General features: G+C 43.5%; 20 protein-coding genes and 1 rRNA gene. 7 read left to right on the top strand and 14 right to left on the bottom strand.

Annotation, left to right across the window (positions count from 1 at the left end; translation table 11 throughout):
- Positions 1–73: 73 nt before the first annotated feature.
- Positions 74–820 (bottom strand): Uma2 family endonuclease, encoded by a 747-nt coding sequence (locus F6K57_RS00105; protein ID WP_293063408.1) that lies wholly within the window; start codon positions 818–820, stop codon positions 74–76.
- Positions 821–962: 142 nt separating this feature from the next.
- Here F6K57_RS00105 and F6K57_RS00100 point away from each other — a divergent pair, with 142 nt between their 5' ends.
- Entirely contained in the window at positions 963–1,685 is a 723-nt protein-coding gene (locus tag F6K57_RS00100) for a TPM domain-containing protein (RefSeq protein WP_293063793.1), read from the top strand.
- 135 nt (positions 1,686–1,820) lie between these two features.
- On the opposite strand, the gene F6K57_RS00095 is transcribed toward F6K57_RS00100, so the two are convergent.
- From F6K57_RS00095 to F6K57_RS00055, 9 genes are all read right to left on the bottom strand, one after another.
- A complete protein-coding gene (locus F6K57_RS00095) occupies positions 1,821–2,399 on the bottom strand; it encodes a PspC domain-containing protein (RefSeq protein ID WP_293063791.1) in 579 nt (192 codons plus the stop codon).
- 135 nt (positions 2,400–2,534) lie between these two features.
- On the bottom strand, positions 2,535–2,999 hold the full coding sequence (locus tag F6K57_RS00090) for a GIY-YIG nuclease family protein (protein WP_293025295.1): 465 nt from the start codon (positions 2,997–2,999) through the stop codon (positions 2,535–2,537).
- A gap of 294 nt (positions 3,000–3,293) precedes the next feature.
- Positions 3,294–4,490, bottom strand: coding sequence for a GNAT family N-acetyltransferase (locus tag F6K57_RS00085; RefSeq protein WP_293025293.1), 1,197 nt, complete (start codon positions 4,488–4,490; stop codon positions 3,294–3,296).
- Between the two features lie 137 nt (positions 4,491–4,627).
- A complete protein-coding gene (locus F6K57_RS00080; protein WP_293063788.1) occupies positions 4,628–5,755 on the bottom strand; it encodes a transposase in 1,128 nt (375 codons plus the stop codon).
- Entirely contained in the window at positions 5,733–6,275 is a 543-nt protein-coding gene (locus tag F6K57_RS00075; RefSeq protein WP_293063786.1) for an IS607 family transposase, read from the bottom strand. Before F6K57_RS00075 ends, F6K57_RS00080 begins: the two co-directional genes overlap by 23 nt.
- A gap of 110 nt (positions 6,276–6,385) precedes the next feature.
- Positions 6,386–6,754, bottom strand: coding sequence for a hypothetical protein (locus F6K57_RS00070; protein ID WP_293063784.1), 369 nt, complete (start codon positions 6,752–6,754; stop codon positions 6,386–6,388).
- A 590-nt stretch (positions 6,755–7,344) separates the two neighbouring features.
- Complete coding sequence (locus F6K57_RS00065; protein WP_293063782.1) at positions 7,345–9,525, bottom strand: ATPase domain-containing protein; 2,181 nt, start codon at positions 9,523–9,525, stop codon at positions 7,345–7,347.
- A gap of 66 nt (positions 9,526–9,591) precedes the next feature.
- Entirely contained in the window at positions 9,592–11,262 is a 1,671-nt protein-coding gene (locus F6K57_RS00060) for an ATPase domain-containing protein (RefSeq protein WP_293039317.1), read from the bottom strand.
- Positions 11,259–11,690, bottom strand: a complete 432-nt coding sequence (locus F6K57_RS00055; RefSeq protein ID WP_293025287.1) for a hypothetical protein — start codon at positions 11,688–11,690, stop codon at positions 11,259–11,261. The genes F6K57_RS00060 and F6K57_RS00055 overlap by 4 nt, the downstream gene beginning before the upstream one ends.
- Before the next feature lie 173 nt (positions 11,691–11,863).
- On the opposite strand from F6K57_RS00055, the gene F6K57_RS00050 reads away from it, so the two are divergent.
- Both F6K57_RS00050 and F6K57_RS00045 read left to right on the top strand, forming a co-directional pair.
- Complete coding sequence (locus F6K57_RS00050; protein ID WP_293063779.1) at positions 11,864–12,013, top strand: hypothetical protein; 150 nt, start codon at positions 11,864–11,866, stop codon at positions 12,011–12,013.
- Between the two features lie 586 nt (positions 12,014–12,599).
- Positions 12,600–13,772: a pyridoxal phosphate-dependent aminotransferase gene (locus F6K57_RS00045; protein WP_293025285.1), complete on the top strand. Its 1,173-nt coding sequence runs from the start codon at positions 12,600–12,602 to the stop codon at positions 13,770–13,772.
- A 777-nt stretch (positions 13,773–14,549) separates the two neighbouring features.
- On the opposite strand, the gene F6K57_RS00040 is transcribed toward F6K57_RS00045, so the two are convergent.
- From F6K57_RS00040 to F6K57_RS00030, 3 genes are all read right to left on the bottom strand, one after another.
- Positions 14,550–15,383, bottom strand: a complete 834-nt coding sequence (locus tag F6K57_RS00040) for a phytoene/squalene synthase family protein (protein ID WP_293039323.1) — start codon at positions 15,381–15,383, stop codon at positions 14,550–14,552.
- Positions 15,384–15,925: 542 nt separating this feature from the next.
- Positions 15,926–16,780, bottom strand: a complete 855-nt coding sequence (locus F6K57_RS00035) for a DUF3598 family protein (RefSeq protein ID WP_293025281.1) — start codon at positions 16,778–16,780, stop codon at positions 15,926–15,928.
- Positions 16,781–16,904: 124 nt separating this feature from the next.
- A complete protein-coding gene (locus F6K57_RS00030; protein ID WP_293025279.1) occupies positions 16,905–17,816 on the bottom strand; it encodes an ABC transporter permease in 912 nt (303 codons plus the stop codon).
- A 413-nt stretch (positions 17,817–18,229) separates the two neighbouring features.
- Here F6K57_RS00030 and def point away from each other — a divergent pair, with 413 nt between their 5' ends.
- From def to F6K57_RS00010, 4 genes are all read left to right on the top strand, one after another.
- Positions 18,230–18,793: a peptide deformylase gene (gene def / locus F6K57_RS00025; RefSeq protein WP_293025277.1), complete on the top strand. Its 564-nt coding sequence runs from the start codon at positions 18,230–18,232 to the stop codon at positions 18,791–18,793.
- 414 nt (positions 18,794–19,207) lie between these two features.
- Positions 19,208–19,411, top strand: coding sequence for a hypothetical protein (locus F6K57_RS00020; protein ID WP_198953978.1), 204 nt, complete (start codon positions 19,208–19,210; stop codon positions 19,409–19,411).
- A 633-nt stretch (positions 19,412–20,044) separates the two neighbouring features.
- Positions 20,045–21,415 carry a PrsW family glutamic-type intramembrane protease gene (locus tag F6K57_RS00015; RefSeq protein WP_293063775.1) on the top strand — a complete coding sequence of 457 codons (1,371 nt, stop codon included), beginning with the start codon at positions 20,045–20,047 and terminating at the stop codon, positions 21,413–21,415.
- A gap of 148 nt (positions 21,416–21,563) precedes the next feature.
- Complete coding sequence (locus F6K57_RS00010) at positions 21,564–22,343, top strand: pentapeptide repeat-containing protein (protein WP_293063773.1); 780 nt, start codon at positions 21,564–21,566, stop codon at positions 22,341–22,343.
- Positions 22,344–22,504: 161 nt separating this feature from the next.
- Here the strand turns inward: F6K57_RS00010 and rrf are convergent.
- A 5S ribosomal RNA gene (gene rrf, locus F6K57_RS00005) occupies positions 22,505–22,622 on the bottom strand.
- Positions 22,623–22,629 lie beyond the last annotated feature (7 nt).

Raw genomic sequence — 22,629 nt, 5'->3', positions numbered from 1 at the left:
GGGAGATGGGGAGATGGGGAGATTGGGAGAAGAGAAAGTTGTTGCTTTGACCGCAACTTGGTATCAAAGGTGATCAATCCAAAAGCTGATCAGGATTGATTCCCATTTGTTTGAGTCGAGACTTCAAAGCTTCAAGCTCTTGTTGAGCTTGATTAGCAGCTTGTTGAGCTTGAGTAGCCCGTTGCTCAGCCTGTTGAGTTCTCTCATTTTCGGAGGGATACCGTCTAGCATTTTGGTCGTACCAATACAACCACTCCCTAGTCCAATCAAGATAAGTTCCTTCTGCTGTGCCTATGCCCAAACCAATTTCCGGCATCCAGACCGGATTCCCTGGTTGACGCACATACACTCCATCTACCAAGCGATGCACTTCAAAGCTATCCCCTTTTCGAGGTTGAAAGTTATCGCTATCATAAATAACGTAATATAATAACCCTAAGTCAGCATAGTCTAATTTTTTCTGGTCATACTCGCCGTTATAGGTTTGAGAGACAATCTCGATCGCGAGAATTGGCACAACACCATTTTCTTCCCACAACACATAACTTAAACGTCCCTGACGACCCTTAGGGCGAGTTTTCCATCTCTGTACTCCTAAACTCAGGAATCCATCAGGCACTATGGCTGACTGTTTGGGATTGTAATAGTATCCCATATCTATACCAAAAAACCAATCCCTGCGCTCTGACCAGATTATCGATAAAATCGATTTCAATAAGTGAGGGATGGTATCTTGCAGTTCATTATCCACAGGGGTTTCATCAGAAGAGGGTAATTCTTCTGAACTCGGAAGGTATTGTAACGGGTCATAGTTTAACATGGTTCCATTGGCTAGACCTGACTGGTGACATGTTAGCAGTTTCACGAAGTACCATTATCTTGGCCATAAATAAGATTAGGTTGATTGGCAGTTCTATAGTATTTTGGGGAAAAGCCAATTTTGCTTTGTTGTCAGGTTTTTTATGAAACAGCTCCTCAACCAACTACACAACCAACGCAAATACATAAAATCCCTAATTATCCCTCTTTTAGCTATCTTGTTAGCAAGCGGAATAATTGCAGCACCAGCCAATGCCATCAATGTCTATCAAATGCCTAACATTAGCGCTGGAGAACCGACTTGGGTAATTGACAAGTCAGAGGTTCTGTCTCGCTTTACAGAAGGCAAGTTGACTCAATCCTTAGAGGATTTAGCGAAAGCAACGGGCAATCAAGTTAGACTGGTCACTGTCCATGGCCTAGATTATGGTGAAACAGCAGCAACTTTTGCCCAAGGGTTGTTTGAAAAATGGTATAATACTCCAGAAGACCAAGCTAATCAAACCTTGATAGTGCTCGATACTGTCACCAATAACAGTGCTATCGTTACTGGCAATGCCGTTAAGGAAATTATGTCCGATGACATTGCTGAAAGTGTGGCTTCTGAAACCCTACAGGTGCCGCTGCGGGATGGTAACAAGTATAATCAGGGTTTCTTAGATGTAAGCGATCGCATAGTAGCTGTTTTATCTGGCGAACCTGATCCCGGTCCTCCTGTAGTTGAAGAAGAAATCAACATTGCTGGCAACTTTAAGAGTGCAGAAGAAACTCAAGAGAGCAATGCTACCCTTTGGGTTGTAGTGATCTTGGTTGTTGCTACAGTTGTGCCGATGGTTACCTACTTTTTCTACCAAGGTTTTTCCTAAAGTATCAGGTAAGCGAACAGCGAGTTTTTTTTAAAACTCATAAATTGGTTAAATTGGTAATGGGCAATGATTTAGATGTTTGCCTATTACCATTAAATCTTTTGTTGATGACTTCGTAGTAGTTGAATTCTGTAATTAAGTATTGTCCGTGGAAGAGGACAAGGGAAATGCTAACCAGATCCAGAAATAGAGTAGCAGGAAAATAATGGGCATAGCAATCGAAAGGGCGACCGTTACAATCCGTACAGCCAGAACTGAAATCCTAAACCGTTGAGCAATGGCTCCACAAACCCCTGCAATTACCTTATGGCGTCTGCTCCTCGTAAACCGGTTTCTTGTGCTCCCTGAAATCTGATCTTCTGACTTTTTAAAACGCTTTACTAAGGTAATCACCAATCCCACAGTACCCACAAATGCGGAGGGAATTGTAAAGATGGCAAACCCATAAGCAAAAGTCATGAACGAAATAATATTCCCAAGCCAAGGCTGTTGCGGACAAGTAAATGACATTGTTCCCATTCCAACAGATTCACAGCCAAAGAACAGTGCCAATTGGACTCCGCCAAAAGTGAGCAAAAGTGGTAGAATACCGTAGAGAATACAACCTGCGATCAGATCCGTGTGTTGCGAAAGTGTAACAGAACGACGGACAGGAATGGCAGCTAGTGCTGGTCCAATGAAAAATAACAACAGGAGTAAAGGAAGGTAAATCATGCCAGAGTTAATGGCATGCTAAAACCACAGCCTTAGAGCCCTTGGTGTTAGCACCCTTGGTGAAGAACTACTCCTATGCTAGCCCAATCTCTCCCAGATCGGGAAAGATGTGAAGCTCCTGTGGGGTTAATAGTCTCAAAGAGATGATATATATCTCATCACTTCTGGAGTCGCATCAAACCATTCCCCAGAAATCCTAAGATGTTGGAACTTTCTGTGAAATTCTGTTTCCATCTTAGCACTTCCTGGGATAATTTTTATTAGTTCTAAAGTGGTTACACTCTTAGTTTCAAGCCCTCTAATCTTACCATTGGGGTTAGTAGTGTAACCAATCCGAATCGCATTGCGTCCCTTGTCTAAGATAAAGAAAAGCCTAGCTGGATTGTCTTCGTCAGAGCTGGATAGGCAGCTTTGTACTAAAGTCCCTGTGGCTTTGTGCAACCGAATAAAGGTTTGAGCGTCACTAGCGTATTCTGGAAGCTTAGAACGCTCTACGGCCATGGTCATATAACGCAATGCGGCGGCGTGTCTTCCCTCCGACGCTTCATCCACAGCCAGAGCTAGCAAGTCATAGGGTGAGCATTGGCGAAAATTACTCATTCATTATTGTTGTAGTTCGGCTTAGCAATACCTGATTTGTCTGCTACGAAGTCGTTATATTACCACACTCCATGACCTTGTGTCAAGCCACATCTGGGAAATCTGATCTGTGCCAGGGCAAACGCATCTAAATTCTAGAAGCCTTACTCAGAAGATATTTGAAAATTCATAAGCATAAATACTTATCCTATGAATCTCATATCCACTAGGCATTTCAAAATAAGATGCGTTTACCCTGTGATCTGTGCTTTGTGCAAAAGGCGCGTTTATTCAAAATACTCGTGCATCTCCTAATTAATCCGGAAGCTGAAAATTAATTTCCCGTTTGGTAAAGGGCAAATCTTGATTAATAGCCTCAATTTCCTCAAGTTCCATTAAGTTAACCTCATCGATATAGTTTTGAAAAATCCGGTCAAAGCGTTTATCATAGAATCGATGAACACTATAGTTAGCAGTTGCTGGGAATCCACGACGCTTCTTGTGACGCCCACCAGCACCAGGGTCAAACATGGTGATGCCCTGGCCGATTGCCCACTCAATCGGTGCATAGTAACAGGCTTCAAAATGTAGGCAGTCAAATTCTTCAAAACAGCCCCAATAACGACCATACAAATGATTGCCCTTATTGATACAAAAGGACATTCCCACTGGTTTTTGGTCATCCTCCTCCTGGTAAGCAGCAATTAGTACCACTCGCTGACGGTAGTTAGGATACAATTGCTTAAAAAATTGGCGCGTGAGATATTTGCTACCCCACATAAATTTATCGCAGGTGCTGCTGTAGAAGCTGTAGATTAAGGGAAACAAGGATTTTTCAATGTCATTCCCCGTTAATATTTTCAGGGTTAGACCTGCTTTGGCTACAGCCTTACGTTCTCGTTTAATATTGCGGCGTTGATTGGCATTAAAGACCTTTAGGTAATCCTCAAAACTACTAAAGCCTTGGTTTTGCCAAATATAGCTGTGATGTAGCCAGCCCTTAAAACCATTGCGTTCAATTACTGGTCGCCAATCGGGGTCAACAAAGAGGAAGTGACAACCAGACAGATGATTGCGATCGCAAAAATGATCGATAGCACTTACCATGATCTGTGTCAGTTCATCTTCATCTTCTCCTGGTGCCATTAAAAACCGATAGCCTACTGCTGGGGTAAATGGTGTCATACCCAACAACTTTGGATAGTAGGAAATGCCCAAGCGGTAGGATAAATCCGCCCACTGTTGGTCAAAGACAAACTCTCCGTAACTGTGACCTTTGACATACATAGGTGCAGCAGCGATCAGCTGTCTATCTCGCCAGACCGTTAGGTGATTGGGCAACCAACCGGTTTTAGCAGTAGCACTACCAGATGTTTCAATATTATTCAACCACTCCCACTCCAAAAAAGGGGTTTTTAGGGGTTGGGCAAGGTCATCCCAAGGGGATTGGGGAATATCTGCCATGCGGTTGACCCAGATAACGGAATAGTCAAGCTTGGGTTGTTGAACCATTGGGGTAATCTAGGATTAGGGGAACTTGAGATTTGGAAAATCTAAAGTCTGAAGTCTGAAACAATTCCTGGGATCAATTACTGAAAAACTGGAATGTTTGTTACCGATACTTTTTAGCTACCAGAATCTACCAAAGGCTAATTCTGGCTCACTAATGCAAGCTGTTCACGAAGTGTCGGCTTTGCCGAATCACTCAGCCAGGGGGTATCTCCCAAAGCTCGTAGAAATATTCCACGAGCGCCGTTGATATCTCGATCCATTGTTCGACCATCAACTTTTGATTTAATAATTTTGCTTCCGCCTATATTGACCAGTTCTCCTGTCCAGCTGACAGTTTTACTGGTATAAGCTTCACAAACGTCTACGACGATTTTTCCAGTCTCTTGAGCTTTGTGTTTCAGAAACTCTTTGAATCGATAGTGAGCAAAGTTGAGCATGTTCCGGACAGTCTTAGATCTTATTCTCCTATTCCCTTTTTTAGACATTTGAGCTGTTTCAAAAGTTGGGAGTAAAATAACATCAAAGTTGTCAACCAGAAATCTAGCCGTCTTATGATGAAGCTCGTTTATTAGATTCTGGATTTTGATTACCATCCGTCGGGCAGCTTTCCTCATTCGGCGTTTCTGTCCACCCTTAGATTTACTAATCCTAGACATCAAATTATCTAAGTGCTGACATAATCGCTGAATCCGAGAAAAATCTCCATCTCCAATCTTTCCTACAGATGTTTCACTAAAGAAAGTGATAAAAGTCCTAACTCCAGGGTCTAAAGCAACTACTCTGCCTTGGTTTTCGGTTTTATTTTTAGTTACTTTATAGGGAACAACTAGATAATAGTTCCCATTGTTACTGGTTAGTCGGCAATCGCAAATATCATCAGGAAGACCTTCAGTATAAGTTATCTTTCCCAGTTTTGTATGATATATTCCCGCAACGGAAACTGCTGATTTTGGGATATAGCAAGACTGAATGGGGTTTTTGCGAGACCTGAACCTTACTCTGTTTATTTGTGAGGTCTTTTTGTATTTCTTTTTGGCCTCCCGAACAGCAGTGCAAGCATCCTTAATCGCTATAGATTTAATTTGATAAGGTACTACTTTACACCACTCAGGGAGGTCGTTTAATATGTCGGTTTTGATAGCTTTCCAGTTAGCTTTTACAATGCCTACCTGGAGTATTTTGATGGTTTTATTGAACACATAACGGGACACTCCAAACCATTGGCGAACAAGCGTACGCTGTTCAGGGTTTAGGAACAGTCGCATCTTCTTTGATTTTCTTCCCATATTTTCTGAGTCCGTGGACACGGCATGAGAAGACATGAATGATGGAGAGAAGATCTGCGGTAAGCTCGGATTCTGGACAACTTTCAGGTTGGTCGAGAACCAGGATTTTTCCACCGTTGAGACCGACCAAGTACTCAATGAGTTCAAATCCGAATCGGGTGAGTCTGTCTCTACAGGTAACAACAATCGTGAGCTTATCTCCGCGCACGACTCGCTCCAATATGGTTTTAAGTCCTTTCCTCTTGTAGTTGAGTCCTGAACCAATTTCTTTGACGATTTCTGCTTCCGGGAAGAGGGAGTGGAGGTAGGCGACTTGCCTAGCAAGGTCGTCTCTTTGTTTGGTACTACTGACTCGGCAATAGCACACTGTGAATTGACGAAGTCTATTATGTTCTGTATGTCTTGAGCCGAACCTGAGTAGGCTTTCTGAATCAAAAAGTCTAGTTCCTCCTGGAGTCTTTTCCCATCTGATCGTCCCATTGTCCCCATACTTCCTCAACGTGTTCCTAGAGAGTCCCGTAAGTTCGACCGCCTTAGGTCGTGGTACAAGTGCCATAGGTATAATCTACCACAATTTCAGATATAATGGTAGATAAGTTGATATTTTAGTTAGCTGTTGCAAGCCTCAACATGATTACGGTTAGCCAATGATTGACTTTGCTGCACCGACGATACAAAAGTCGGTCGGTTAGTTAGCAATGGGTTAACACAAGTACTGGCGGCGATTGCTTTGGTCTCTAGATCCATCAACTGTACACAATCGATCGGATGTGGTAACAGTTGAGCCAATTGTTCTACAAATTGTTGATAGGCGGTTGGGGATTCCGACTTTAGGGCTACAGCTTCACTGGCACTCACCAAGTTGCTTTTCAGGGCAGCAATTGACTCTTGAATGCTCTGTGCCTGGAGTACAGCAATTTCGGTAAGATTTTGGCGAGCACTGTCCAACAGCAATGAGCGTGCCTTTGTGTAAGTCACATACACTCCTGGGTAGTGATAAAGATGTAGTGATTTTGCTACGGTCTGATGGAGGTTTCGGGAGCTAAAATCACTACTTGTGTAACACTACCCACTCCTGTTAGTAATACTGGCACACTTAACAGCAGAAGGCGCGAAAGTAAAATCCGACGAAAGGAGGATAGACCTTGTTCACTCCAATCCTGATATTTTATCTCAAGTCATCCGACAGAACAAATTAGATGGCGGATGTAGATTAATGTAGATTGTGGCAGTTGTGGCTAACACCACAACAGAGGGCTAATTCATCCCTAACCTAAGAGGATGAGGGCTCAAGGCTAGCCACTGTTGACGATTTTATCCAAATATCTTGCATTATCTCCAAAAATATGTTAGACAATGATTAGTTTTATAGTGTCATTGAAAACATTCTGGTTCCTTGAATTGAAGCCGAAAACCAAAGCAAACCATGATAGTGGTTGCGTTTTCTATTAAACACAGATAATTGCGCCTTGAGCGGAACAAAACCTATCTTGGCCTTGGGAGATACCCCCTGGCTGCTTAAGCAGCTTGCATTAGTGGGCTAAAATCGGCAAAGTAGATTTTGGTAGCTAAAAAGTATCGGTGCTATCAATCACAATCCCCTTAGTGGGGGAGATACTGTAAGGGTAGGGACGCTGATCTGCCTTAGCGCCACGAATTTTACTAATTCGCAGCCAATTTTTGTAGCCAATGTCTGCTCCATTATTCATTTGATCCCAGTCAGGTGAATAAAGGTCTACTACGACATCATAAAGGTTCAGTAAATTGTAGAGATCGCTTTTTTCCATGCCGTCCTGAGCAAAAATATCTAACACTGCCACATCAGGCTGACGGAGTTGGCGATTTTTGCGGTAGACCAGCTTAATAAACTCTCTAGGAGTACAGCTGATTAATAGAGGCGTGAGGGAGTCAAAGATTACTCTACAGGGTTTAGGCATCTGCTCGAGCTGTTGGGCAATCCTGAGCAAAAGCATCTCCGGGTCATTCAGATTCAGGTGTACAGAGGTTGTTGGCAATGTCTCTACCATGGGACTAAAGGTATCGAGGATCACCAACTGCCCTGTTTCCAGGTAGGGGTCAGGGAGCAATCCCCAACTTGGGAGGGTTTGATAAACTTGTTGTCTGGGAATATCGGCACTAATATATAGCACTGATTCTTGGCGATGCAAGCCTGAGAGCAAAAACTGATAGGCTAGGGTACTCTTACCCAGTCCGGGAGCGCCCTCCACCAAGCAAGCGGTGTTATAGGGGATTTGGCTTGGGAGCAATTTTTCGAGTGACCCAAACACTAAATAGGGAGCATCCTCAATAAATTTTAATGATTCGGTGGTTGAGGGGGGAGATATTTGGCTGGCACTGTACAATATCTCAATACCGTTTTCTGTGATTGCCATGCGGTGAGAACCACAGACATGGTCAGATGCTCGCATTTTAAATACTTCTAGATAGCGATCGCGTCTACGACCAACCAGTTCTTTTGATAGCACAATCATGCCATCGACAATGGTTTCTTCCACACCAAAGCTGGATAGGTGTCCAGTTTCATGAGCAGGGATACCTGAGATAAAGATACCCACTCCACCGATTTGTTGCATCAGGGTTGCTAATTGGAAGGTTTTTTCTCGCTGGATGGCTCGGTTATTGACTTTGTAGAACAAGACTGATATTGAATCCACCACAAAACGTTGAGGCTGGAAGGAGGCGATTTCCTGAGCAATTTGATCTAGGTGTTCTTCAACCCGGATGTTAGTTTGGGTAACAAAGACAATGCGCAGCATTTCCTGTTGAATCAGACGTTCTAAGTCCCAACCAAAACCGGCTGCCATCTGGGACAGATGAGAGGGGGTTTCCTCAAAAGAAAAGAGCAAGCCTTTTTCCCCTCGGTCAACTCCAGCCATGAGAAACTGTAGGCCAAAGGTAGTTTTACCAGTGCCAGCAACTCCCGAGAGGATGATTGAACGACCGTAGGGGATACCTCCCCGCAACAGTTGATCCAAACCCGGAATTCCCATCACCATACGCCCTGCTGGAACTGACCAACTCACCGACTTTTGCCTGAGGGTTAGGGTAGGGCTGAGAATCCGCACCCCCACATTAGTGATCACAAAGGGAAATGGTTCCATATACGGTGCCAGACCCCGTAATTTATGAACCTGTAACCAACGGCGTTGCTCCCCTGCCTCCTCATGGGTCGAAAGGTAAATGATGCCATCAGCCAAAGCAAATTCTGCACTGTAGTTAATCTGAGAGGGATCGGATTCACTCACTAAAAAAGTCGTGCAACGAGCACTGGCGAGGCGAACCGATAGTTCGTAGCAAAAACGGCGGAAGTCACCACTTTTTTCGGTCAGGTCAGCAATGGCCTTAAAAGAGTCAATGACTATAACTTCTGCTTGATGTTGATTGACCAAACCCACTATATGATCTGCCAACCTAGGCATCGGTTGTTCAATTAAGAATGAACCGACATCACTATAGATCACCTGCTCACCAAATACTTGAGCATCGAAGAATTGGAAGTGCTGCATATAACGCACCACCTTAAGGGTTGGCTCGGAAAGGGTACTGAGGTAAAGAGCTCTCTTATGGGGTTGGTGCTTGATAGTGTTAAACAGAATCTGCTGCACCAAAATTGTTTTGCCAGTGCCAGGAGCCCCTGCCAAGATATTCAATGAGTAGATGGGAAAGCCACCGCCCAAAACTGCATCCAGATTTGGCACTCCTGTAGGCATTAATTTGATTTTGGGCATTAGTCATTAGCCATTATTCATTAGTCATTAGTGGTAATTTAACTAATAATCAATCAAAATCATCAATCAAATCGTAGCTTTGTAATAGGTTGTATTCTGACTTTCCCAGGTAATTACCATACCCTGCTGCTTCAGATTCTCTAACTCATGGAGCAACTCTTGAGGGCTGAATCCAGTGCGATTTGCTAATTGATTGATGTCCATCTCCTCCACCCCCTGCAAGATTTCCATGATATTACGACTCTGGTTAAGCAACTCCTTAAAGCCATTGTCATTGAAGTAATTATTATTAAAGACAGGCATTCCAGTCAGCACACCAGTTTGAGCTTGAATCACCTCGTCGATGCGAATTCCATCTGAGGTAATTTCAAAAAACCGGATTTCTTTGCTGTGGGGCGCTCCCCTTACCTTCATAATGTTTATGGCTCGTCCAATGCGACCGGATAGTTCTACATAGCGCAAGAGGATAACATTATCCACCACAAAGGATACGCCATGTTCACTCAACTGAAACGGTCCGAAGAGCTCCCCAATTTCGTTGGTTACGATGGTGGTCACACCTTGAAGTTTAAACTGGTTCACTAAGGAGTAAATATAGTCTTTGTAGCGAACCTTATTTGGGGTGGCAATCTCAATATCCTTGAGAGAATCAAGCATAATCCGGCCAGCCTTAACCCTGTCTACAACAGCTTTCACCTTAGCAGCATGGATATCCGGCTGTAGTTCTACGGGAGAATCATACAGATGCACTAGCATTCCCTGCTTTTCCATGGCCTCTAAATCCCAACCTAAGGACAGGGCAATGGCTTTGAGCTGTTGGGGATTTTCTTGAAAGGTAACAATTACTCCAGGCTCCCCTTGGAGAATTCCAGCCACAATGAAGTGAAGTCCCATCAAGGTTTTACCAGTGCCTGCGCCTCCAGCAACCATAGTTGCCGTGCTATGCTGCAATCCCCCATCTAACATCCTATCCAGTTCAGGTATGCCAGTGGAAAGTTTGTTTTGGCTGGCCTGGGTCTGCTTCGATAAGTTTTCCAGCATCTTAATCCGGGGATAAACTTCTATGCCAGTCTTACTGATTTCAAAGGGGTGCAACCCGGTAAAATAATTTTCCCCCCTGAGTTTGAGCACATCTAAATAACGCTGGTAGTGTAACCCCAGAGGCTGATTTTGCAGACGAATAATCCCATCGGCGATGGCAAAGATGGGTTGATGTTTAATTTCTTCGTCAGTGTATTCCCCTACTAAAAAAGCTGTTACTCCCCAAGTGGTCAGACGCACTGAGAGGTCGTAGCCAAACTTACGTACTTCTACGGGATCCGTTGCCAAATCATGAATAGCTTTAAAGCTATCAATGCCGATCAGCGCAGGTCGATACTCCTTTACGTAATTAATAATGGCAGCGATCGCTTCTGTTAGACCCTGCTCTCGGATAATCTCGCCGATGTCGAGATAAATTACTGCAGTACCTACCTTACTGGGGTCAAAAAAATCAAACTTTTGTAGGTAGTGCAGTAATTTGACTGAAGGTTCAGATAGGGTGACTAGATAAAGGGCTTTGTGCTCTGTACTAGCATTGGTGTATAGTATTTGCTGGGTAAAGATCGTCTTACCAGATCCGGGTGGCCCAGTGATGATGTTAATGGACAATTCCGGAATACCACCAGCGAGAATCGAGTCTAGACCAGGAATACTAGTAGGCAGTTTACCTAAGGGCTTTGTCCGAGGCCTGATCATATAAGTTTTTTCCCTTCAATTTCCTTGAGTAATTGTCTGACTAGAATGTCGCCCGTCAAGATGGCTAGAATATCGATTAGGGTTGTGACTAACTCTTTGAGCGCCTCACGAATTAACAACCGTTGTTCTGGTGAAACCTTTTGGCGAAACACCTCAAACGAAACTCCCTCGGCACTTGATTCTATGTAGCCAATCAGGGGATATTTTTCCGCTGTCAAAGCTAGAGATCTTTCCATAATCGACACTACTGTCACTCTACCTAAGGTCGGCATAATCCGGTTCCAGATCGTGGTGAGCAAATCTTCGTAAATGTCGATAACTTCTTCCTTACGGGCCTCTGTCTTCGCCTGGTCAACTTGATCCTGGACTGGCTGTTCAGCTAATGGTTGTGCCGATCGCATCTCCATTTCTCTATTAGGATCGCTCATCGCACTCTCCTCAAATTTTCGTGCCCAGTTAAGGTTAAGAAAACTATTAGTTCTAGCTGAGGGGGTTATATAAGCTCTGAAAAGCCGACTATATAAGGCTTTGATGCCAATAACTCAGGCAAGATACAGTCCGAAATTGACCCTGGATTCATTGTCAGCCATGCAAAGCGCGAGTGGGGAAAACCACGGCAGTTGCTCATGGCGCATGGGTCTGTGTACGGAACCTGCGTCCGCACCGCTGTTTGCCCCGTGGAACGGCAGTCGCTCATGGTGTGGCCTCCTTTGACCGCGCTGCCTCCTTTGACCGCACTGCCTCCCCGTGAGGCCACTGCATCGCTTTCTGGAAGCTTAAACCCTTATAACTAGGTGCAATGTCAGCCCAAAACAGCATGTATCTTTCTGTTACTTATGAGCTGAAATTATTACCCAGTAATGATTTCAGCTTGCATGTCGCCCCCCCAGTAGTTCTATTCATGGCTATCTATGGATAACTACCAGTTTATCCCATCAATTTCCACAGATTATTAGATTATCAAAAGTAATGGGATTGGTTATCTCTTTTTTTAGATTTTTTTAAATTTTTTTTAGTAATACCGAATTAAAAACAAACAAAAATTAATACAAAAGTATTTAAATATAATTAACATAACTTTTCTTAAAGGAAAAGTAAACAACGCCTTTAAGGATAGCAACACAATACTGAAGCAATAGAAAAATTCAGTTTTTTTTTATCTCGATTAACTGCTGATACCAAATCCTGTTTCCATACCCCCCTGATCCGCATAGCCCTATATTCCTGGGATAAAAAGATTTGGTCGATTTTTATAAAGGGGTAATGACCAAGCGGATTTGGTATGAGATTCGCTAGTATGAACCACGGGTACCTTCACTCAAAAAAAAGAAGAAACCATGAAAACCCTGACCTCCCGCATGGAGGCGGTGCAGTTGCCAGTCATTCCCATGGTTGGCGAACTGATCCGTAAATATCCTGACACAATATCCTTAGGACAGGGGGTGGTATATTATGATCCCCCTCCAGAGGCAATGGCAATGTTGCGTGAATTCTACAGCTTACCAGGTAATCATAAGTACAAACCGGTACAGGGAATTGCGACTTTGCGAGAGGCAATTGAGGCAAAACTGCAAACTGATAACAAAATTGAGATTAACTCCGCCAACCGCATCGTTGTCACCGCAGGAAGCAACATGGCGTTTATGAACGCGATTCTGGCAATTACCACTCCCGGGGACGAGATTATTCTTCAAAGGCCTTACTATTTCAACCACGAAATGGCGATTAAGATGGCTAGTTGTGATCCAGTGCTGGTGCCAACCGATGATAATTACCAGCTAAATCCGTTCGCGATCGCACAGGCTATTACCGACAGAACCAAGGCAGTAGTGACCATATCACCTAATAATCCTACTGGGGCGGTATATTCCGAAGAGGCATTGCGTCAGGTAAATCAACTCTGTGGCGATCACGGAATTTACCACATCAGTGATGAAGCTTATGAGTATTTTACCTACAACGGGGTAAAACACTTTTCTCCAGGTGCCTTTCCCGAAAGTAGTCAACACACTATTTCTCTCTACAGTCTCTCCAAAGCCTACGGTTTTGCCAGTTGGCGGATTGGCTACATGATTATTCCAGAACACTTGTTTGAAGCAATTCAAAAGGTTCAGGATACAATCCTAATTTGTCCCCCAGTCATTTCTCAGTATGCGGCTTTAGGGGCATTGAGTACTCGAAAAGATTACTGTCAACCTCATATTAATGCGATCGCGTCTGTAAGACAGGTGGTATTGAACTCCCTGAAACGTCTAGAGGGTTTGTGTACCATTGGTTCTGCGGATGGAGCGTTCTATGTTTTCCTAAAAGTGGATACTCAGTTGGATGCTTTTGAGTTGGTACAGAGACTGATTCGGGAACATCGGGTAGCTGTGATGCCAGGTAGCGCCTTTGGTATTGAGGACGGGTGTTACCTCAGGCTTGCTTATGGTGCTTTGCAAAAGGAAACTGCAGCAGAAGGTATTGAACGATTCGTTGCAGGTCTTAACGAAATTTTACAAAAAGTTTGACCCAAGGGCAGGAGATGCAAAAAATATTTTGTAGAAAAATTGACTCACAAATTGGCCACAAGGGGCGAGGTATCATACCAGTTTTTTTTCTAGTGAACCCACCTGTGCTTGGTGGGTTCATAATACATTTTGATTGAGACTGATGTCATCTAAACCTGCTTACTGGCTTGGTTTTGGCAAAGTCTGGTTAGGCGTTATTGATGCTTCTGTCTGGCAGAATCCACCATAACACCGGAGACAAAATCATACAGGAAATAGAAAAAATCAACACCAGTAATAGAACTTGGCTCAGTTCGCTATCCATAGGTCTTACCTCTTTACTATCGACTCAGGCTTTTTAAAGCCTCTAGATTTATACTTCAATATGAGTTAAGTCTATTCCGGATAACAAATTATGGGTAGTTTTTATGGTAAAGATTTCTCTACTCTGGTGATACTTATAGTTAACTTATAATAAGTTTTATTGCGAATTCGGGGAAAGTGCGGTGCGACCCGTGGCGAATTTAATTCACCTAGGTCAAGGGCACCGGGAAAGAAATATCATGCCAAATCCGGTTGACTAATTATCATTGCCTTCTCGGGTAATGGATAATTGGTCATGGGGACTTGAGCATTTTTAAATTCAAAATGCCAAATTCAAAATTTCAAATGAATAGTCTTCTAATTTTGAATTTTTTCCACCGGATAAAAGCTCCTGAATTAATTTATGGGGTAGTTTTGAATTTTTAATTTATAATTTTGACTGGTAGCAAAGCGATTGAACCTTAAGATCTAGCACTACCTCACAGTCAACTTCTCAACAATACCAATCACTGCCTCACGACTAAGTTTAGCTTGTCCGAGAGCTAAAACATCAAGTGTTGCATGAGCCAAAGCAAGAGGAATTTGACAAAAATTTCTAGCTGGACCTTTGGGAAGAGCGTTAGTATAGGCATCAGCTAAAGAAAGATTTCTACGGGCATACCTTTGCATAGTTTCTGAACTCCATCCCTGGGGAAAGAAATCCACGTGACGTGTCAAATCATCAGTTCGATTACGTAGAATGTTAACTGCCTGTAAGCCTCGACCAAAACCAATTGCCTGGTGACGATTGGTTTGGGTTCCATCATACCAAGCCCACAAATCAGAAAGTAATAATCCTACAGAACCAGCAACACTGAAAGTGTAGCCATTCAAATCACCCTCTGTACGAATCTTCCAACCGCACTCAACCCAGTAAGCCATTCTATCTGCCATTGCTGAAGTTGCTTCCCAAATTCGAGGTGCAATGGTTTCTGGTGCTAGAATTGCCCAATCACCAATACGAGTTGTTACCTCTGGAAGTGTTTCATATTTACTTAAAACTGCAAGAAGTTCATCATTAGTATAACTATTAGTAGAACTAGCATTATAACTGCTGCCCATTGTTTGTAGGTTTAAGCTAATTGTTCTTAACAGCGCTGCTTTGGTAGACTTACCAAGTTGAGGATGATCTTCGATTTCATCAATTGCACGCATGCATAAGTAGGCAGAAGCGACAGCTTCTTGAAGGTCTTTAGGCAGAGTACTAATTGGAATATAAAAAGTCCGACTAGTCTCTTTGAGAATCTCTAAGCTACCTTTATAGGTCATCTTTACCAATCCATATTCCCTATGGGGCAAATTTGAACAAGTTTTTTGGATCTGACTGAAATTTCTGGGTATTATACCACTTTTATTTCAGATTCAATCCATAATTTTGAATTTTGATACAAAAATTTACAACTTTAACGTAAGTTGGTAGTTACCGCTGTGGAATAGAAACAAAAAAAACGTAGGCGCAACTTTAACCACTTAACAGGTTAAACAAGCTATAGGGCTAGTTGAGTTAGAATAGGGAATAGCGCTGCATCACTTTATTAGATCAATCCACGGTGCGCGCCTCCTAGGGCGAGTAAATCGCCCTTGGGTCGCACCGCTATGTTTATATTTAAAATTAAAATGCTATATAGCATTTCCAAACCAAATCTTTGATTGCTCATAACATCAAAAAATACTTGTATTTCTTTCCTACTGATCCGAAGTTATCTTTATCCATCAATCCTAATTTCACATCTCCTTTAAAAATGCTGTATATAATATCGATTCAGATTGACTGGGTTGTAAACAAGCCCACCTACTTCATCCTTGATACTTTATCCTTTTATATAAGGCCCAGAAGATACTTTGTGCTCTCTTACCAAAGTAAGACTAACCCATTGCCCTTTATCGTTAAAAGAGCGAATCAGCCGCTGACGTTGGTTAGGTTGCCACAGCCAACCTACTTCTAGGAAGAAAGAATGACCTGACTTAACCATTATTGGACAAGTAGACGATGCCCCATCGGGCAATAATAAGACTTGAGTAGAAACAGCACCCTCGTCAAAATACAGAATTGAGCCATCAATCTTAGCGCTAGAGGTGATGGTACCTAATGATTCTCCTGTGCCAAATGTGAGTTGTTGTACTAAGCGGTTACTTTCATGATGCTGAAGTTTAAGGTGAGTAGGATAGATGTTAGGCGTACGCAAATCAGAATAAAGCGTTACCGCCTCTCCACGCCACTCTCCGAGCAACTGTTCCAAGGTTAATGCTGGACGTTCTGGTGTATCCGTACCCGCCAGTTTTTCTCGAATTAAGGTCAACTGTTTCAGCTGACTCTCCCTGTTATACAGTTGCACCATCCGCAGACGACGGTTACCCTCAATCAAGCCAAATTCTGCCCCAAATTCGGAATAAGGAGCCCACTGTAGTGCGCCTTGGGAAAACGCACCAGTGTCAAAGAACATAAGATAGCGATCTACATGGGTGTATTCCAGAACTCGGTTGAATATAGCTTGTTCAGGTGGCAGATAGCGAAGAGTCAAACGAATTTTTTGGTTATCGTCGAGTCCTTCTATGGTGAGCACAGAGGGAATATCTTTTAACTGTTGCCCTTTTGGTGAGAATGTGGTAAAGGAACCATGCCAACTCCCTTGATTTTGCAAAAAACATTCCCATTGCGATCGCATAAGTAGTCCTTAGTTATTAGCTGTGAGTCATTAGTCATTGGTCATCAGTCCTCTGTTACTCTAACCACTTGCCATGACACTAACCACTGACAAAATACCAGAATTAGACCAAATTTTGGTAACCTCATTTCCCGATAGCGATGCTTTCGAGACTAACAGCTAGGCAGCTACCGAGCAAACCCACTGAACCCCCCAGAATCAACAACAGTAAGGGTAGCACAACAATTTTAAGTGGATCCGGTGGTACCACTGTAGCGATAAATTCGATAAAATCAGGTCCAGTCGCTAGCAGATTAGTCAGAAATTGCCGCAGACCGATCAACAAAACCCAGGCTAGGACTGCCCCAGCTACACCAAAAGTAATTCCTTGCAACATGAACGGCAGATAAATCCAGGATCTGGTTGCCCCAACTAGCTGCATAATCTCAATTTCCCGGCGTCTTGCGATCACAATCAGGCGCATTGTGGTGGTGACAACTGCCACTGCGGTCAGACTGAGAATGGTAGTAATGATCAGACTCACCCAGCCTAAACCATGATGAAGCTGTCGCATTTGTTTGAGAGTCTGATCCATATACTGCACCTGATCTATTCCTGGCAACTGTGACAACTGCTGGGCAAGAATTAGCACATCCTTTGGTTTGCTTACCTTTACCTTCAGTTCATCCACTAGGGGATTCCCTTCCAACTGTTCCGTAGCAGCTGCAATCTCCGAAATTCCCAGTTCCTCAACCAAGGATGCCCAAGCTTTTTCTTTGGAAATGGTTTGAACCGCCATCACCTTGGGCAGTTTCTGAACTGCTGGTAAGACCATTTCTGCCTCAGCCCCTGGTTCGAGATAAACAGCTACTTCTAGTTGATTCCCCAACTGATTGAGTAGCCCACCTAACTGCCAGGAGGCTTGCCAGCTTATACCAAAGAGAAACAATAGGACAGTCACCGTGCTAACCGCCGCCCAGTTGATCCAGCCGCCACGTTGTAGACCTAAGAAAGTTTCCCGCAGCAGGTAATCCAGTTGAGTGAGAAATTTAAACATCAGTCCCTGACTTGGTGTTACTTTTGGGTTCTAATCGATAGAGCTGCTAGTTTCCAGCGTAAAAGAATTGTGGGATACCAAGAAATCACTTGAAACGTACGATTTTGACATAATACCCACCTATGGGCGACCAGGGAGAGTCAATCAAATCATTGCAACGCGCTCCCCATCCCCTCTCTTGGTGTGCGTTCCCTTGAGGAGGTTCAGGCAGCGCCTTGTCGCACCGCAGCGCAAAGGCTCTTGGGGCGTGGGGCATGATAAACTAAGAAAGCGAGGCAAGACTATAATAATAGACCAACTTAGGCACTCTGTCTTAGGCACTCTGTTGAAGAATGTGTATGTTGAGTGTTCTAATCCTTTAGCAGCTGAGCGTCTAACCCTAACCATACCCTGACTCACAACTCAATAACCCCATGACTGCTGAACTTATCGTTGAAAAGAAAAAATTAGAGAATCCACCATTAACAATTCATTATCTAGGCGATCGCGTCCTGCGTCAGCCTGCCAAGCGGGTTGCTAAAGTAGACCACAACATCCGAAAATTAGCTGAGCAAATGCTGCAAACCATGTACAGTGCAGATGGTATCGGTTTGGCAGCCCCTCAGGTCGGGATTAATAAGCAAATAATTGTGGTTGACTGTGAACCTAATAACCAAGATAACCCACCGCTGGTGTTAATTAACCCAGAAATCAAGAGTTTTGGTAGCACCCCGTGTGATGGCCAGGAAGGTTGTTTGAGCATCCCCGGTGTATATTTAGATGTCACCCGTCCAGACGACATTGAAGTAGCCTACAAGGATGAGAACGGACGCCCTAGAACCTTAAAGGCGAATGGATTACTATCTCGCGTCATTCAGCATGAGATAGACCATCTTAAAGGAGTGATGTTTGTTGATCGGGTGCAAAATGGTCTAGCCTTGACTGAAGAACTGAATAAGCACGGATTCTCACCCCAAGCGGTGAAACCAATTAAATAACTATACCAATCTGATTTTATTTGTGCAACCTCTGGTGAGGTCGTCATAGGGTGATGGAAAAGACTATAACAACCTGTTCTTGTTCAATTTTCAATTACGATTGCTATAGTCACAGTTGCTATAGTCACAGTAATATTTATACTCCCTTAACTTTCTACAATTTCCTGAACTGTGACTGCTCTTATAAACTTGATATGAAGTCCGGTTAATCACTTATAATAGGGTTTATCGGATCGGTATAAATTTAAAATTGGCAATTGTCAATCTTCAATGCTTAATTAACTAACACCCAAGCATGATAAATACTAAAACGCACTAAATATGACCTATTACTTAGAGGTTAGGTCTAATTGATTGGCCCACAGCTAATTTCAATCTTATGATTTCTGATAATAATCTTTAACAAAAAAGCTTATGATGACTCCAAAAAGTGCTCTATTTTTGATGATTGCCTGTGTGGCTGGGATTGCGGCTGTGGGTTCAATTTTTGAACTTTCCTATGGTGACCCCGAGTTAGGTAAGTTGGTGACTGGAATTATCCTCGCTGCTAGTATTCCTATTGGTGGTCTCTCTTTCTACCTAGCGGTGCTTGATGCCAGGGCGAATATCAAGGGCTAATGATATTTTAAAAAATAGTAGTGAAATTCGTTTGGTGGTGCAATTCCTTTGCTAGAAACCATCGTAAACCGTGGGTGATTAGGATCCAAGGATATACAAAAATGATTGGACAACTGATCACTATCCTGGTGATGTTAATGCAGCCAAAGTAATCCAAAGCCTCTGCTAAGGCGACCGTTGGGCATTTGGGAAGTATGCGAGCGATGCAGCGCGGTCTTGGGGAAAGAAAACCCCCACTCGCGCTTTGCATGGCTGACAGGGTGGATGTTTCCTATATCTGTGTTGATCGAGAGATCTGCAAAGGAAAGAAACGTTCTTGAAACTAGAATCCCCTGCCGGATTAGCATGGGGAGTGTGATTGAACCTCCCCACCCTAAGAGGGATGGGGATTCCCAGGCACAGCCGTGGGCGACTGTTATCTCCATGGGCGTGACTTTCCCGCGCACCGAACGCGCCCCGCGTGGCCTATGGCCAGGGTAGCTGAGTAGGGTCAATACCCAGTTTTTTTGAGACCCTTACTTTTTATATTAACACTATTTGAGAGGGAAAATTCATCCCCGACCTTTGAGGACGGGGTATTCTTTTCCCTCTCAAACTCTCCCACTCTGATAACCAATAACGACCAAAGTAGCAATGACTGGTCAAGTTTACAGTGGATTTCTGCGCCAGCTTTCCACTAGTGATAACAAAGAGATACTCGCCCTACTACCCCTTTCTGAATTAGAGGATAACGTCATTGGACGTGACCCTAGCTGTAAAATTTCCTTAGATCCCTATCGCTACGTCAGCGTATCGCGCCGTCATGCGGTAATTAGCCCTCTGACCCCTCTAAAAAATGGCTGTCCCCGCTGGGAAATTTGTGACCTTGATAGTGTGAATGGCACCTATGTCAATGGCGAATATTTGCAGGGTTGTCAGCAATTGCACTCAGGGGATCGGATTGAGTTGGGTCACGATGGTCCAAAATTCATCTTTGAGTGCGAGGTAACGACATTCGTTAATTTACCATCCATCCCATCCCAAACTATTGCCATAGAAAAACCCCTAAAACCGATTAGCAAGATACCAAAGCCTCAGACTGATTATGTCACCTTTACCCAACTGTTTCCCATCTTCTCAACAGGACGGGATTTAAATCAGAAAGCTTTTTTGGCTCCTGGTATCGTGACTGTACTCTTTGTCGTATCAATGTTTGCTGCAGTTGGTCAACCAGTAGTTTTTAATCTGTTGCTAGCTGCCTACTTGGCAGGATTAGCCTATTACTTTGTTTACCAACTTTGTGGCAAACCTAAACCTTGGTGGGTGCTGGTGGGTAGTACTCTATCCACCAGCTTAATCTTGATCAGTCCGCTGCTGCCCCTATTTATCAATATTTTTCGAGGAATTTTACCTGGCGATATACCACAACTAGGTGAAGTTGTCAACTTGACTACTTTATTCATCCGGATGTTTTTTGGTGCTGGGTTAATGGAAGAGTTGCTCAAGGCTATACCTGTGCTGGGATTATATGCTTTGGGACAGTTGCTGCGTACCCCTTGGCGAGAAAGAATTGGTGTCTGGGAACCCCTCGATGGAATTTTATTGGGGACAGCATCAGGGGTGGGATTTACCTTGGTAGAAACCTTAGGGCAATATGTGCCGAATATTATAGACGATGTGATACTGCCAACTACTGAATTGGACGGTCACCTGTTAGGATTGCAGTTGCTGATTCCTCGGGTTCTTGGCTCAGTGGCAGGACACATGGCTTATAGTGGATACTTCGGGTATTTTATTGGGTTAAGCGTCCTCAAACCCCGTAAGCGTTGGCAGATCATAGGCATTGGCTATCTGAATGCTTCTGCTCTGCATGCCTTGTGGAACGCCATGGGATATGTTAATAGTATACTCTTGGCAATAGTTGGGGTTGTGTCCTACGTCTTTTTAACAGCGGCAATTCTCAAAGCAAGGGCACTGTCACCAACGCGATCGCAAAACTTCGCCACCCAATTTTTTAAAAATTAGGGATAATTATGAAAGTTTAAGGTTTAAAGGAGTTTAGAAGTTTAGCCTATCACGTTAACTAAAAACTTTAACCACAACTAGGATTTACACTTCATAATTCATAATTGCTAATTCATAATTAGCAGCTGTTGGAAGAACAATGAATTCCATGAACATCAAACTCACAATTTTCACCAGTGCGGCTTTACTAACTACGACCAGCCTCAGCACCATTGCTAAAGCTGAAAATCTAGCTCATACTCAACAGTTACTCTCAACCAAACAGTGTCAAGGGTGTGATTTAACTAGGGTAGGTTTGATTATGGCTGACTTAGTGGGTGCTAATCTCGCTGGGGCTGACTTGAGTCGTGCTAATCTCAGCCGTGCTAATTTGACAGGAGCTGACCTGAGTGGTGCCAATCTCACTGGTGCTTCTCTCAATGGTGCTAATCTTGCTGGTGCTAATCTTGCTGGTGCTAACTTATTCAGTACTGACCTGAGGGAAGCGTTTTTAGTTAATGCCCAATTGTATGGTGTGAGCTTGAGTAATGCTTATATACAAGGAACGATTGGTATTCCAGATTATGCAGGTACCCCAGAAGATTTCTATGCGTGGGGAGTAGTAGAAGCCAAAAGAGGTAACTACAAAACTGCCATTGAGTATTACGACAAAACCTTGAGCATTAAGCCTGACTTTGCTCCAGCTTTTTTGGCTCGTGGTATGGCTCGTTTCCGACTAGGAGAGGAAGCAGCAGCGACCCAAGATGGCACTATTGCTAGTGAACTGTTTAAAGAACAAGGAAATATTCCTGGATACCAGGCGTCACAGAGTTTGGTTAAAGGGATAGAAATTGCCCAAAATTCTGTAACCTCTAAAGGAGGTTCTAATTTAGGCAATGCCTTGGCATCGGTTGGGAGCATACTCTTGAGATTTCTTTCTCCGTTTTAAGTGGCTTTTAAGTGGCTAAATTTTAATAAGTTGCTAAATTTTAGGTGTGGGCTGATGGCCAAGCACAACTATCCCTATTTCCTAGAACTATCGCTATTTCCTAAAATCTAAAACCTCCTCAGGTCAAGATTACCTAAGGAGGTTTTAGTCTAAATTAATTATCCTGGCACTGAGCTATTTTAGCAGGCAGCTACCCACCAACTATCTTCGCCGCAGCTACGTTTCACCTCCGAGTTCGGGATGGGGTCGGTGTGGTTCCGTAGCGCTATAAGCACCAGGAAGGTAG

This window comes from Moorena sp. SIO4A5 (assembly GCF_010672005.1).
Taxonomy (GTDB): domain Bacteria; phylum Cyanobacteriota; class Cyanobacteriia; order Cyanobacteriales; family Coleofasciculaceae; genus Moorena.
Note: the sequence above shows the minus strand (reverse complement) of the source record. Positions and strands in the feature narration are given on the sequence as shown.

What these genes read in the sequence shown, in the direction of transcription:
- F6K57_RS00105 (WP_293063408.1), bottom strand. Translation starts at nt 820, where the DNA reads ATGTTAAACTATGACCCGTTACAATACCTTCCGAGTTCAGAAGAATTA.
- F6K57_RS00100 (WP_293063793.1), top strand. Translation starts at nt 963, where the DNA reads ATGAAACAGCTCCTCAACCAACTACACAACCAACGCAAATACATAAAA.
- F6K57_RS00095 (WP_293063791.1), bottom strand. Translation starts at nt 2,399, where the DNA reads ATGATTTACCTTCCTTTACTCCTGTTGTTATTTTTCATTGGACCAGCA.
- F6K57_RS00090 (WP_293025295.1), bottom strand. Translation starts at nt 2,999, where the DNA reads ATGAGTAATTTTCGCCAATGCTCACCCTATGACTTGCTAGCTCTGGCT.
- F6K57_RS00085 (WP_293025293.1), bottom strand. Translation starts at nt 4,490, where the DNA reads ATGGTTCAACAACCCAAGCTTGACTATTCCGTTATCTGGGTCAACCGC.
- F6K57_RS00080 (WP_293063788.1), bottom strand. Translation starts at nt 5,755, where the DNA reads ATGCGACTGTTCCTAAACCCTGAACAGCGTACGCTTGTTCGCCAATGG.
- F6K57_RS00065 (WP_293063782.1), bottom strand. Translation starts at nt 9,525, where the DNA reads ATGCCCAAAATCAAATTAATGCCTACAGGAGTGCCAAATCTGGATGCA.
- F6K57_RS00060 (WP_293039317.1), bottom strand. Translation starts at nt 11,262, where the DNA reads ATGATCAGGCCTCGGACAAAGCCCTTAGGTAAACTGCCTACTAGTATT.
- F6K57_RS00055 (WP_293025287.1), bottom strand. Translation starts at nt 11,690, where the DNA reads ATGAGCGATCCTAATAGAGAAATGGAGATGCGATCGGCACAACCATTA.
- F6K57_RS00045 (WP_293025285.1), top strand. Translation starts at nt 12,600, where the DNA reads ATGAAAACCCTGACCTCCCGCATGGAGGCGGTGCAGTTGCCAGTCATT.
- F6K57_RS00040 (WP_293039323.1), bottom strand. Translation starts at nt 15,383, where the DNA reads ATGACCTATAAAGGTAGCTTAGAGATTCTCAAAGAGACTAGTCGGACT.
- F6K57_RS00035 (WP_293025281.1), bottom strand. Translation starts at nt 16,780, where the DNA reads ATGCGATCGCAATGGGAATGTTTTTTGCAAAATCAAGGGAGTTGGCAT.
- F6K57_RS00030 (WP_293025279.1), bottom strand. Translation starts at nt 17,816, where the DNA reads ATGTTTAAATTTCTCACTCAACTGGATTACCTGCTGCGGGAAACTTTC.
- def (WP_293025277.1), top strand. Translation starts at nt 18,230, where the DNA reads ATGACTGCTGAACTTATCGTTGAAAAGAAAAAATTAGAGAATCCACCA.
- F6K57_RS00020 (WP_198953978.1), top strand. Translation starts at nt 19,208, where the DNA reads ATGATGACTCCAAAAAGTGCTCTATTTTTGATGATTGCCTGTGTGGCT.
- F6K57_RS00015 (WP_293063775.1), top strand. Translation starts at nt 20,045, where the DNA reads ATGACTGGTCAAGTTTACAGTGGATTTCTGCGCCAGCTTTCCACTAGT.
- F6K57_RS00010 (WP_293063773.1), top strand. Translation starts at nt 21,564, where the DNA reads ATGAACATCAAACTCACAATTTTCACCAGTGCGGCTTTACTAACTACG.